Source organism: Pseudomonas sp. FG35, assembly GCF_057809295.1.
Window position 1 is genome coordinate 398,697 of sequence record NZ_JBMDJR010000005.1, and the last position, 12,151, is coordinate 410,847.

Here is a 12,151-nt window from a genome sequence, read left to right on the forward strand (position 1 = left end):
GCACGACCGCTGACAATTTCTTGAGGACACCGAGCATGAGCAACATCCCAGCTGAACTGCGTTTTGCCGAAAGTCATGAATGGGCGCGTCTGGAAGCCGACGGCACCGTCACCGTGGGCATCAGCGATCATGCCCAGGAAGCGTTGGGTGATGTGGTGTTTGTCGAGCTGGCAGAAGTGGGCAAGGTGTTCGCCGCCGGTGATACCGCCGGTGTCGTCGAGTCGGTCAAGGCCGCTTCCGACATCTACTCCCCGGTCGGTGGCGAAGTGATCGCCGTCAACGAAGACCTGGCCGGTTCGCCGGAAGAACTGAACAACGATCCGTACGCCGCATGGATCTTCAAGCTCAAGCCAAGCGACAAGGCCGAGCTGGACAAGCTGCTCGACGCTGCCGCCTATAAGGCTGCCATCGGCGAATAAGCTGCAGGCGAGCCCCCAAAGCCCCGACCCGTCGGGGCTTTTTTCTGCCCGGGACTTTTGCCGTCGGGGTGGCTGCTATGCTGGTTTGACCGTGTTGCATTGACGCCGAGCCGCCAGCCAAGAGAGAGCCCGTCATGTCCCAGTTGCCATCCCTGAGCCAGTTACGCGATCCCCATGCCTTTCTGCGCCGCCACCTCGGGCCCGATGCCGCCGAGCAGCAGGCGATGCTCGACAGCCTCGGCCTCGGCAGCCGGGTCGAGCTGATCGAACAGACCGTGCCGCCGGGCATTCGCCTCAACCGCGAGCTGGACCTGCCGCCGGCGCTGGACGAACAGGCAGCGCTGGCCAGACTGCGCGGTTATGCCGAACAGAACCAGGTCTGGACCAGCCTGATCGGCATGGGCTACCACGGCACCCTGACGCCGACCGTCATCCTGCGCAACGTGCTGGAAAATCCCGGCTGGTACACCGCCTACACGCCTTACCAACCGGAAATCGCCCAAGGCCGGCTCGACGCGTTGCTCAACTTTCAGCAACTGACCATCGACCTCACCGGCCTTGAACTGGCCAACGCTTCGCTGCTCGATGAAGCCACCGCCGCGGCGGAAGCCATGGCCTTGGCCAAACGTGTGGCAAAGTCGAAAAGCAATCTGTTCTTCGTCGACGAAAACTGTCATCCACAAACCATTTCCGTGGTGCAGACCCGCGCCGAAGGCTTCGGCTTCGAGCTGATCGTCGACGCTGTGGATAACTTGAAGCAGCACCAGGTGTTCGGCGCGCTGCTGCAATACCCCGACACCCACGGCGAGATCCGCGACCTGCGGCCGCTGATCGATCACCTGCACGCGCAACAGGCGCTGGCCTGCGTGGCGGCCGATCTGCTCAGTCTGTTGCTGCTGACCCCGCCGGGCGAACTGGGTGCCGACGTGGTGTTCGGTTCATCCCAGCGCTTCGGTGTACCGATGGGTTACGGCGGTCCGCACGCGGCGTTTTTCGCCAGTCGCGAGGAGTACAAACGGGCGATTCCCGGGCGGATCATCGGCGTGTCGAAAGATGCTCGCGGCAACGTCGCGCTGCGCATGGCCCTGCAAACTCGCGAGCAGCACATTCGTCGGGAGAAGGCCAATTCGAACATCTGCACAGCTCAAGTGTTGCTGGCCAATATCGCCAGTTTCTATGCGGTCTATCACGGCCCGGAAGGGCTGAAACGAATCGCCCAGCGGGTGCACCGGTTGACCTGCATTCTCGCCGCCGGGCTCGAACGCCATGGCATCCAGCGCCTCAACCAACACTTCTTCGACACCCTCACGCTGGACGTGGGCGGGGCACAAACCGCGATCATCGAAAGCGCCCAGGCCGCGCAGATCAACCTGCGCATCCTCGGTCGTGGCCAACTGGGTCTGAGCCTCGACGAGGCCTGTGATGAAAACACCTTGGCCAGACTGTTCGATGTGCTGCTGGGCGCCGATCACGGGTTGAGCATCGATGATCTCGACGCCGAAACGCTGGCCTCCGGCATTCCCGAAATGCTGCAACGCAGCACGTCGTACCTGCGCCACCCGGTGTTCAACGCCCACCACAGCGAAACCGAGATGCTGCGCTACCTCAAGCAACTGGAGAACAAGGATCTGGCGCTCAACCAGTCGATGATCCCTCTGGGCTCCTGCACCATGAAACTCAACGCCACCAGCGAGATGATCCCGATCACCTGGCCGCAATTCGCCAATCTGCACCCGTTCGTGCCCCGGGAGCAGGCCGTCGGTTACACGCTGATGATCGAGGAGCTGGAGCGCTGGCTGTGCGCAATCACCGGGTTCGATGCGATCTGTATGCAGCCCAACTCCGGCGCCCAGGGCGAGTACGCCGGGCTGCTGGCGATCCGCAAATACCACGAGAGCCGTCAGCAGGGCGGGCGCGACATCTGCCTGATCCCTTCTTCGGCCCACGGCACCAACCCGGCCTCGGCACAGATGGCCGGGATGCGCGTGGTGATTGTCGAGTGTGACGACGCTGGCAATGTCGATCTGGAGGACTTGAAAGCCAAGGCATCCGAGGCCGGGGCCAAGCTGTCGTGCCTGATGGCGACCTACCCGTCGACCCACGGCGTGTACGAGGAAGGCATCAGCGAAATCTGCGAAGTTATCCACCAGCACGGCGGCCAGGTGTACATGGACGGCGCCAACCTCAATGCCCAGGTCGGGCTGGCGCGGCCGGCGGACATCGGCGCCGACGTGTCACACATGAACCTGCACAAGACCTTCTGCATTCCCCACGGCGGAGGCGGGCCGGGCATGGGGCCGATTGGCGTGCGTGCGCATCTGGCGCCGTTCGTTGCCAACCATCCGGTGGTCCCGATCGACGGGCCGCAACCGCAGAACGGAGCGGTCAGCGCCGCGCCATGGGGCAGTGCGAGCATTTTGCCGATCAGCTGGATGTACATCGCGATGATGGGGCCGCAACTGGCGGATGCCAGTGAAGTGGCGATCCTCGCGGCGAATTACCTGGCGCAGCACCTGTCCGGTGCTTTCCCCGTTCTGTATACCGGTCGCAATGAGCGGGTCGCCCACGAATGCATTCTGGATCTGCGCCCGCTCAAGGCTGCCACTGGCATAAGCGAGGAGGACGTCGCCAAGCGCCTGATGGATTACGGCTTCCACGCGCCGACCATGTCGTTCCCGGTGCCGGGCACCTTGATGGTCGAGCCGACCGAGAGCGAGTCCAAGGCCGAACTCGATCGCTTCATCGGCGCGATGCTAAGCATCCGCGCAGAAATCACCGAGGTGCAGAACGGCAACTGGCCGGCCGAGGACAACCCGCTCAAACGGGCACCGCATACCCTGGCCGATATCACCGGCGTGTGGGAACGGCCGTACAGCATCGAGCAGGGCATCACGCCGGATGCGCACACCAAGGCGCACAAATATTGGCCAGCAGTGAATCGGGTCGATAACGTCTATGGCGACCGCAACCTGTTCTGCGCCTGTGTGCCGGTGGACGATTACCGTTGATCAGCGGACAAAAAAAATGCCGCTCGTGTGAGCGGCATTTTTGTCTGTCCGGAAGGTTATTCCGACGCCACGGCGTTCTTCGCCAGGATCGCGTTCGCCAGCTCCATGTCGGTGGCCTGCAGGCCGGGGTTGTCGGCGCGGACTTTTTGCATCGCGGCTTCCAGGTACGGCCCACGGATACCGCCGTCGCTGGCGACGAAGCTGCCGGCATCGTCCTGGGCGGCAACGATCAGTTTGTGATCCTTGAAGGTCAGGTAGGTCGAGCCGGTGGTGGCACCGGACGAAATGACGTTACGCCAAAAGCTGTCGGCCATTGCCGAACCGACGGGCAGAGACAGCAGGGCAAGGGTGGCGACAGCAAGTTTGAGACGCATGTTGGGTGACTCCACTGGTGTTGAATAACCGGTTGGATCGTCGTTTCCCCGATCCGGTTCCGTGAGCGGCTATTTCTGCTCGCTCTGTGGCGTCACCCGCAGCACTTCCTCAAGGGTTGTCAGCCCCGCAGCAACTTTCTGCGCGCCGGACAATCGCAGGCTGCGCATGCCTTCCTTGAACGCCTGTCGGCGGATCGCGGTGAGATCGGTGTCGGGGCTGATCAAGGCCTTGAGGCTGTCGCTCAGTTGCATGATTTCGTAGACCCCGGCGCGCCCGTGATAACCGGTGTCGCGGCACTCCAGGCAACCGATGGCCCGTTGCGCATTGCCCGGCAGCGGCGCCTGCCACGGCCGGGTCAGGGTTTGCCAGTCTTCTTCGTCCAGAGTCAGCGGCGCCTTGCAGTGCGGGCAAAGGGTTCGCACCAGGCGTTGCGCCATCACACCGAGCACGGTGGCCTTGATCAGGTAATGCGGCACGCCGAGTTCCAGCAGGCGGCTGATGGCGCTCGGCGCGTCGTTGGTGTGCAGGGTCGAGAGCACCAGGTGCCCGGTCAGCGCCGCCTGGATCGCCATTTCGGCCGTTTCCAGATCGCGGATTTCGCCGATCATGATGATGTCCGGGTCCTGCCGCATCAGCGCACGCACGCCGGCGGCGAAGGTCAGGTCGATGTTGTGCTGGACCTGCATCTGGTTGAAGGCCGGCTCGACCATCTCGATCGGGTCCTCAATGGTGCAGAGGTTGACCTCCGGGGTCGCCAGTTTTTTCAGCGTGGTGTACAGCGTGGTGGTCTTGCCGGAACCGGTCGGCCCGGTGACCAGGATGATACCGTTGGGCTGGCGGGTCATGTCCTGCCAGCGCCGCAGGTCGTCGGTGGAAAACCCCAGTTGATCGAAATCCTTGAGCAGGACTTCCGGGTCGAAGATCCGCATCACCATTTTTTCGCCGAATGCGGTGGGCAGGGTCGACAGCCGCAACTCGACTTCACCGCCGTCCGGGGTCTTGGTCTTGACCCGGCCGTCCTGGGGTTTGCGTTTCTCGGCGACGTTCATCCGGCCAAGGCTTTTCAGGCGGCTGACGATGGCCATCGTCACCTGCGGCGGGAATTGATAGACGTTGTGCAGCACGCCGTCGATGCGAAAACGCACCGTGCCTTGCTCGCGCCGGGGTTCGATGTGGATATCGCTGGCCCGTTGCTGGAAGGCGTACTGGAACAGCCAGTCGACGATGTTGACGATGTGCGCGTCGTTGGCGTCGGGCTCCTGATCGCTGGCGCCGAGGTTGAGCAACTGTTCGAAGTTGCCGAGGTTGCCGCTCTGCGCATCGGCATTGCTGGCGCCGCTGACCGATTTGGCGAGACGGAAGAATTCGACGCTGAAACGCTGAATGTCCGCCGGGTTGGCCACCACCCGTTTGATCGGCAGTTTCAGGACGTGAGTCAGATCGGCCTCCCAGCCGCTGACGTAGGGCTGAGCGCTGGCCACGGTTACTGCATCGCGATCGACCGACACCGCGAGAATCTTGTGGCGCTGGGCGAAGGCATAGGACATCAGCGGCGTGACGGCGGCGACGTTGATCTTCAGCGGATCGATCCGAAGGTATGGCTGGCCGGCCTGCTGCGCCAGCCAGAGGGTCAGGCTTTCCAGGTCGAGGTGTTTGCCCGGACGGCTGAGATCCTCCAGTTGCTGGCTGGCGATGAATTCCAGCGGATGCTTCTGGCCATGGGCGGCATGCCGACGCCGGGCATTCAGCGCCTGCTCGGCCGAGTCCTGGCAGATGAAGCCTTGGGCGACCAGTTCACGCAGTACCTCATTGAGATCCAGCCAGCGATCCTGAGTGGCGAGTTGAACGGACATGCGGGCTCCTTTTGAACGACAGTGCGCAAAGGATAGTCGTGGCCCTGCCGACCGTTGGGCCACTACCCGACGAAGACGTTTCGGTTCTTGTCAGCCGGCCGCCTGCGCCGGTGCATCCCACGCCGCGTCGGGGTTTTGCAGGTCCACCGAGCAGACGCTGATCAGGTTACGAAGTTTTTCCGCGATCACCTGGGCGCGGTGCCAGCTCAGGCCACCCATGACGATGTCGATCGACAGCAGATCGTCCAGCCGCTGGACATTGACCTGCTCCGGCGTGAGGCACTGCAAGGCGAACAGGTTCAGCACCCGCACCAGCAAATCCGGCTCGGCCTCGGCCAGGATCTGGTACTGCGCGAGGCAATGCGCGTTGCTGGCGTTCCACACATCGGCACGGGGCGCAGGGGTGTTGACGGCTTCGAGGTGTGGCATGACAGGTCTCCGGAATCAGTGGAGGAATTTTTACATTCGATGCCGGGCATTTCTTGTCTAAGATGAGCCGAACAGGCGATTGAATAGGTATATCAATTCGCCGCTTGATGAATTTGAGGATTATTTATGCACAGCGATCTGGACGGCTACGACCGGCGCATTCTCGCCCTGCTGCAAGAGGACGCTTCCTTGTCCAGCGCACAGATCGCCGAGCAGGTGGGGCTGTCGCAATCGCCGTGCTGGCGGCGGATTCAGCGGATGAAGGAGGAGGGAATCATTCGGGGTCAGGTAACTTTGCTCGATCGCAAGAAAATCGGCCTGAACACGCAGATTTTCGCCGAGATCAAACTCAACGCCCATGGGCGCTCGAACTTCACTGAGTTCACCGAGGCGATTCGCGGCTTTCCCGAAGTGCTGGAGTGTTACGTGCTGATGGGGGCGGTGGATTTCCTGCTGCGGATCGTCGCGGCGGACATCGAGGCGTATGAGCGGTTCTTCTTCGAGAAGCTGTCGCTGGTGCCGGGGATTCAGGAGGTGAACTCGATTGTGGCGCTGTCGGAGATCAAGTCCACGACGAGCCTGCCGGTACTGCGCTGATGATCGTTCCCACGGATGGGAACGATCATCATGCGGGGATTACATGCGCAGCAGCATTTTCCAGGCACGGTTCTGGTACACCGCAATCGCCTGATGCTTGCGCGCATCGAGCAGTTCGTCGGTGATGGTCGGCTCGTTGGCCAGTTGCGCCAGTTTGTTCAGCTCGCCGTACAGTCGATCCATTTCCGGGATTTCCAGCACGTTGCGCGCGTGGTGCAACCAGACCTGGATGCGCTCGATGCGCGGCAGTTGCTCGGCCAGATCTTCCGGCTGCTGCTGATAGCGCTGCAATTGCAGCGAAGTGGCTTCTTCGCCCAGCAGGCGCGGCAGCCAGCTTTGCAACTGCGCGGCACCCTGGCGATTGCCACGGGTGTTGCGGTCGGCAGCCCAGGTGCGGGCCAGCAACCAGCGCGAAGCGTTCAGCGAGAACAGGCCCCAGCGCGGGTCTTCCAGCTCTTCGAGGAACTGTTCCGGCGCGGCTTTGCGCACGTCTTCGTCTTCGATGCCGACCTGTACCAGCGGACGCCAGTCTTCCAGCAGGGCGTCCAGGGCAACGCGCAGGTCGTGGGTCGACGGACGCGGTGCGGCCTGGCCGAGGCTGCTGAGCAGGGCACGCATTTCCGCGAGGTTCTCGACCCAGTCCTGCAGCAGGCGCCAGTGGCCGTTGAAGCGATACTGTTCGGCCAGACGCTGGCTGCTGCCGAGCAAGTGCCAGGCCAGGGCGGCGAAGGCGTCGTCCAGCGGGGTTTCGGCGGTGATGGCCGGCGCCGGCAGGCTCAGCGAGTAGCTGTTGGCGTCGTATAGACGATAGCCGCGCTCGGCCTTGCTGATGTCGCACGGCATCAGGGCCAGGGTTTCGGCCAGTTCGGCGGCCAGTTCCAGCAGCGCGGCAGGCTCGCCTTCGCGCAGTTCCAGTTCCAGCTCGCAGATTTCTTCTTTCTGTTTGCCGACTACCACGTGGCCCAGATCCAGCGCGGCTTCGATGACCACTTTGGTCTTGCCACGGCCCCACGCGATTTCGGCGCGTTCGCGGACGAAATCGGTGGTGAAGATCGGCTTCAGGGTTTTCTTGTCCAGCTCGGCGAGGGACTCGGGCCAGCATTCGCCGTCGAGTTTCTTCACGTCGAGCTTGGCTTTGGGCAGGTTCCAGTCGTACTCGTTACGCTCGGACAGACCGGCGACGCTCTGGCCACGGGTCTTGAGGGTCTGAATCACCTCTTCGCCGTCCTTGCGCAGGCGCAGGGCAACCTTGGCCCGGGCCAGGTCACGCTCAGGCGTGTCGAAGTACTGATTCATCAACTCACGGCGTTCCCAGCCACTTTTGTTGCGTTTTTTCAGGAGAGGGTGCTCGCGCAGGGCGGCGAGGGTTTCGCGGCTGACGCGGAGTTTGATTTCGGTTTCTTTCTGCATGGCCGGAAAATCCAGGATCGGGAGCGCAGCCGGGGGAATGTGTGGCTGCCAAGGCCGTGCAGTGTACAGGACTGAATCTTCCTACGCTTTGCGGCGGTTTATTCTCGGCGCCGGATGGTTCTATGATGAACCTCAATCCGGGAGTTGGAGTCAGCGATGCCTTTGCCGTCCATGCAAGACCAGTTCGCTGCACTGATCGCAGCGCCGTCGGTCAGCTGCACCCAGCCGGGCCTCGACCAGTCCAACCGGGCGGTGATCGATCTGCTTGCGGGCTGGCTCGGCGACCTCGGCTTCAGCTGCGACATCCAGCAGGTCAGTCCCGGCAAATTCAATCTGCTCGCCAGTTTCGGCAGTGGCCCCGGCGGGCTGGTGCTGGCCGGGCACAGCGACACGGTGCCCTACGACGATGCGTTGTGGAAAACCGATCCGCTGAAACTCACCGAAGTCGATGGCCGCTGGGTCGGTCTCGGCAGTTGCGACATGAAGGGCTTCTTCGCCCTGATCATCGAAGCCGTGCAACCGCTGCTCGCTCAACCGTTCAAGCAGCCGCTGCTGATCCTCGCCACCTGCGATGAAGAAAGCTCGATGTCCGGTGCCCGGGCGCTGGCCGAAGCGGGGCGCCCGCTGGGCCGGGCGGCCGTGATCGGCGAGCCGACCGGGCTCAAGCCGATCCGCATGCACAAGGGCATCATGATGGAGCGCATCGATATCCTCGGGCAGAGCGGCCATTCGTCGGATCCGCGCCTGGGGCACAGCGCCCTCGAAGCGATGCACGATGCCATCGGCGAACTGCGCGGCCTGCGCCTGTTGTGGCAGCGTGAATTCAACAACCCGCAGTTCAGCGTGTCGCAGCCGACCATGAACTTCGGCTGTATCCACGGTGGCGACAACCCCAACCGCATCTGCGGCCAGTGTTCGCTGGAGTTCGACCTGCGGCCGTTGCCGGGGATGGACCCGAAAATCTTGCGCAGCGAGATTCTGCGCAAGCTCAACCCGGTCGCCGAACGGCATAAAGTGAAGATCGATTACGCGCCGTTGTTTCCCGAAGTGCCGCCGTTCGAGCAGGCCGAAGACGCGGAGCTGGTGCGAATTGCCGAAAAACTCACCGGCCACACGGCCGAAGCGGTAGCGTTCGGCACCGAAGCGCCTTATCTTCAGCGCCTTGGCTGCGAAACCATCGTGCTCGGCCCCGGCGACATCGCCTGTGCGCACCAGCCGGACGAGTACCTCGAAATGTCACGTTTGCAGCCTACCGTGCATCTATTGCGGCAGTTGATCGAACATTACTGTCTCAAAACTGTATAAATTGCCCATACACCCACCCGTATTCATGAGGAGAGCGCGCGTGTCGCCAAGCCTGTTCCGACGATAACCATCAGCCCGCTGTGCGTTTTCCGTTTCGCCCCTTTTCCGGCTGCTATTTATTACAGGCCCAGGTTCATGCCCGAATACGTCAATTGGCTTCGCCACGCGTCTCCTTATATCAATGCTCACCGCGATTGCACCTTCGTCGTCATGCTTCCGGGCGACGGCGTGGAGCATCCGAATTTCGGCAACATCGTCCATGACATCGTATTGCTGCACAGCCTCGGCGTGCGGCTGGTGCTGGTTCACGGTTCCCGTCCTCAGATCGAAACTCGCCTCGCCGCCCGTGGCCTGACCCCGCATTACCACCACGGCATGCGCATCACCGATGCCGCGACGCTGGAGTGCGTGATCGATGCGGTCGGCCAGTTGCGCATCGCCATCGAAGCGCGGCTGTCGATGGACATGGCCTCGTCGCCGATGCAGGGCTCGCGTCTGCGGGTGGCCAGCGGCAACCTCGTGACGGCCCGGCCGATCGGCGTGCTGGAAGGTGTCGACTATCACCACACCGGCGAAGTGCGTCGGGTCGACCGCAAGGGCATCAACCGTCTGCTCGACGAGCGCTCCATCGTGCTGTTGTCGCCGCTGGGTTATTCGCCGACCGGCGAGATCTTCAACCTCGCCTGCGAAGACGTCGCCACCCGCGCCGCCATCGATCTGGGCGCCGACAAGCTGCTGCTGTTCGGCGCCGACCTCGGTCTGATCGACGAAAACGGCAAACTGGTGCGCGAACTGCGTCCGCAACAGGTGCCGGCACATCTGCAGCGTCTGGGCAGCAACTATCAGGCGGAACTGCTGGATGCCGCTGCCGAAGCCTGTCGTGGCGGCGTGGCACGCAGCCATATCGTCAGTTATGCCGAGGATGGTGCGCTGCTGACCGAACTGTTCACCCGTGACGGTGGCGGTACGCTGGTGGCCCAGGAGCAGTTCGAACTGGTGCGCGAGGCGGCGATTGAAGACGTCGGTGGCTTGCTTGACCTGATCAGCCCGCTGGAAGAGCAGGGGATTCTGGTGCGTCGCTCGCGCGAAGTGCTGGAGCGTGAGATCGAGCAGTTCAGTGTGGTCGAGCGTGAAGGGATGATCATCGCCTGTGCGGCGCTGTATCAGATTGCCGATTCGGATGCCGGTGAACTGGCGTGCCTGGCGGTGAATCCCGAGTATCGCCATGGCGGTCGCGGCGACGAATTGCTCGAGCGCATCGAGACCCGTGCCCGGGCGCAGGGCCTGAAGACTTTGTTCGTCCTCACCACCCGCACTGCCCACTGGTTCCGCGAGCGCGGTTTCGAGCCGAGCAGCGTTGAACGCCTGCCGGCGGCGCGGGCTTCTCTCTATAACTATCAGCGCAATTCGAAGATCTTCGAAAAGTCTCTGTGATATGCGATTGCCCCCACGGGATGCGTGGGGGCAATTTGTTTACTCCGCTACAAACTTCGCACTGACGTACGGCGAGTAGTCAGGCAAAACGCTTTCGACCTTGCCCTGTTCCTTCAAAAATTTTGCCGTCTCACCAATTGCCTTCGCCGTGCCGCCGTCCAGCAGCGCCGTGGTCTGTTGCGCCTGGGCGTCCGGGAAGGCCGAACCCGCGAGCAGTTCCGGTACGTCGGCAGCATTGGCACCGGTCAGTTTGGCGATTTTTTGTACAGGCACCGAGTCGGCTGTCCAGCTGTCTTTATGGGCGGCGTAATCCGCGAACGAGTCCAGAGTCACCTTGGCGAACTTGGCCACGACTTCAGGATGCTTCTCGGCAAAGTCCTTGCGCGCGACCCAGACTTCGAAGGTCGGCGCGCCCCACTGGCCGACCTGCGCGGCATCGGTCAGGGTCTTGCCGGTCTTGCGGATCTCACCCAGCGCCGGCGACCAGACAAAGGCGCCGTCGATGTCGCCACGTTTCCAGGCGGCCGCGATTTCTGCGGGTTGCAGATTCACCACTTTGACTTTCGAGGTGTCCAGGCCCCAGTGCTTGAGCGCGCCGAGCAGGCTGTAGTGGGAAGTGGAAACGAACGGGGTGGCGATGGTCTTGCCGATCAGGTCTTCGGGTTTGTTGATACCGCTGCCGTTACGCACCACCAGTGCTTCGGCGGCATTGATCTGCGCCGAGACGATGAAGGCAACGATCGGCAGATTGCGCGAGGCGGCGGCTGCCAGCGGGCTGGAGCCGAGGTTGCCGATCTGCACATCGCCGGAGGCAATGGCTGTCACAACTTCCGGGCCGCTGTTGAACCGGCGCCAGTCAATTTTCTCGCCAATGGTTTTCTCGTAGACGCCGTCGGCCTGGGGGACTTTGCTCGGGTCGATACCGGTCTGGTAGCCCACAGTGAGGTTGGCGGCATGGGCTGAAAAAGAAATCAGCGCTGATACACAAACTGTAACAAATTGACTAGATAGTGCGCGTTTGGCCATCATGGCGTCGCCTTTTTGATAGGGATTGACGAATCGGGGTTGCGTCAAAGCTAATCGATCTAAAAAAAGGCTAATAAATACCATTTAGTAATGAGCTTAGTCGCCGATACCTTGTATCCCGGGGAAGATGGCAATTGGCTGGCTATATAGCCGAATGGTATGAAAAAGAATGAATAAATTCTTTTTGGGATTATCAGGAAGTCTTTACCCTGCAGGGACCAAATAACTGCGATTAGACCTTGGTCGTAGACACACAAGGTTACGATTGACTTGTCAGTCACGGTCTGGCGCTAAT

The 12,151-nt window shown here is 62.0% G+C and carries 10 protein-coding genes; 5 read left to right on the top strand and 5 right to left on the bottom strand.

Annotated elements, in window-relative coordinates; genetic code table 11:
- Positions 1-35: 35 nt before the first annotated feature.
- Entirely contained in the window at positions 36-419 is a 384-nt protein-coding gene (gcvH, locus tag ACODTD_RS13205) for a glycine cleavage system protein GcvH (RefSeq protein WP_011336464.1), read from the top strand.
- A 134-nt stretch (positions 420-553) separates the two neighbouring features.
- Positions 554-3,427 carry an aminomethyl-transferring glycine dehydrogenase gene (gene gcvP, locus ACODTD_RS13210; protein ID WP_489104912.1) on the top strand — a complete coding sequence of 958 codons (2,874 nt, stop codon included), beginning with the start codon at positions 554-556 and terminating at the stop codon, positions 3,425-3,427.
- Positions 3,428-3,483: 56 nt separating this feature from the next.
- On the opposite strand, the gene ACODTD_RS13215 is transcribed toward gcvP, so the two are convergent.
- From ACODTD_RS13215 to ACODTD_RS13225, 3 genes are all read right to left on the bottom strand, one after another.
- Positions 3,484-3,801, bottom strand: a complete 318-nt coding sequence (locus tag ACODTD_RS13215; protein WP_007951791.1) for a DUF2388 domain-containing protein — start codon at positions 3,799-3,801, stop codon at positions 3,484-3,486.
- A 69-nt stretch (positions 3,802-3,870) separates the two neighbouring features.
- Entirely contained in the window at positions 3,871-5,655 is a 1,785-nt protein-coding gene (gene tfpB / locus ACODTD_RS13220; protein ID WP_489104913.1) for a type IV pilus assembly ATPase TfpB, read from the bottom strand.
- Between the two features lie 90 nt (positions 5,656-5,745).
- Positions 5,746-6,084, bottom strand: a complete 339-nt coding sequence (locus ACODTD_RS13225; protein ID WP_201818856.1) for a hypothetical protein — start codon at positions 6,082-6,084, stop codon at positions 5,746-5,748.
- A 126-nt stretch (positions 6,085-6,210) separates the two neighbouring features.
- Between ACODTD_RS13225 and ACODTD_RS13230 the strand changes: the two genes are divergently transcribed.
- Positions 6,211-6,681, top strand: coding sequence for an Lrp/AsnC family transcriptional regulator (locus ACODTD_RS13230; protein ID WP_011336460.1), 471 nt, complete (start codon positions 6,211-6,213; stop codon positions 6,679-6,681).
- A gap of 39 nt (positions 6,682-6,720) precedes the next feature.
- Here the strand turns inward: ACODTD_RS13230 and ACODTD_RS13235 are convergent, their stop codons facing one another.
- On the bottom strand, positions 6,721-8,091 hold the full coding sequence (locus tag ACODTD_RS13235) for a CYTH domain-containing protein (RefSeq protein WP_129972269.1): 1,371 nt from the start codon (positions 8,089-8,091) through the stop codon (positions 6,721-6,723).
- A 156-nt stretch (positions 8,092-8,247) separates the two neighbouring features.
- Between ACODTD_RS13235 and argE the strand changes: the two genes are divergently transcribed.
- Positions 8,248-9,396 (top strand): acetylornithine deacetylase, encoded by a 1,149-nt coding sequence (argE, locus tag ACODTD_RS13240; protein ID WP_201818857.1) that lies wholly within the window; start codon positions 8,248-8,250, stop codon positions 9,394-9,396.
- A 135-nt stretch (positions 9,397-9,531) separates the two neighbouring features.
- Positions 9,532-10,830 carry an amino-acid N-acetyltransferase gene (gene argA / locus ACODTD_RS13245; RefSeq protein ID WP_007951778.1) on the top strand — a complete coding sequence of 433 codons (1,299 nt, stop codon included), beginning with the start codon at positions 9,532-9,534 and terminating at the stop codon, positions 10,828-10,830.
- Between the two features lie 39 nt (positions 10,831-10,869).
- Here argA and tauA read toward each other — a convergent pair whose 3' ends face one another.
- Complete coding sequence (gene tauA, locus ACODTD_RS13250; RefSeq protein ID WP_409438522.1) at positions 10,870-11,859, bottom strand: taurine ABC transporter substrate-binding protein; 990 nt, start codon at positions 11,857-11,859, stop codon at positions 10,870-10,872.
- Positions 11,860-12,151 lie beyond the last annotated feature (292 nt).

Coding starts and splice junctions, on each gene's coding strand:
- gcvH (WP_011336464.1), top strand. CDS start 36: ATGAGCAACATCCCAGCTGAACTGCGTTTTGCCGAAAGTCATGAATGG.
- gcvP (WP_489104912.1), top strand. CDS start 554: ATGTCCCAGTTGCCATCCCTGAGCCAGTTACGCGATCCCCATGCCTTT.
- ACODTD_RS13215 (WP_007951791.1), bottom strand. CDS start 3,801: ATGCGTCTCAAACTTGCTGTCGCCACCCTTGCCCTGCTGTCTCTGCCC.
- tfpB (WP_489104913.1), bottom strand. CDS start 5,655: ATGTCCGTTCAACTCGCCACTCAGGATCGCTGGCTGGATCTCAATGAG.
- ACODTD_RS13225 (WP_201818856.1), bottom strand. CDS start 6,084: ATGCCACACCTCGAAGCCGTCAACACCCCTGCGCCCCGTGCCGATGTG.
- ACODTD_RS13230 (WP_011336460.1), top strand. CDS start 6,211: ATGCACAGCGATCTGGACGGCTACGACCGGCGCATTCTCGCCCTGCTG.
- ACODTD_RS13235 (WP_129972269.1), bottom strand. CDS start 8,091: ATGCAGAAAGAAACCGAAATCAAACTCCGCGTCAGCCGCGAAACCCTC.
- argE (WP_201818857.1), top strand. CDS start 8,248: ATGCCTTTGCCGTCCATGCAAGACCAGTTCGCTGCACTGATCGCAGCG.
- argA (WP_007951778.1), top strand. CDS start 9,532: ATGCCCGAATACGTCAATTGGCTTCGCCACGCGTCTCCTTATATCAAT.
- tauA (WP_409438522.1), bottom strand. CDS start 11,859: ATGATGGCCAAACGCGCACTATCTAGTCAATTTGTTACAGTTTGTGTA.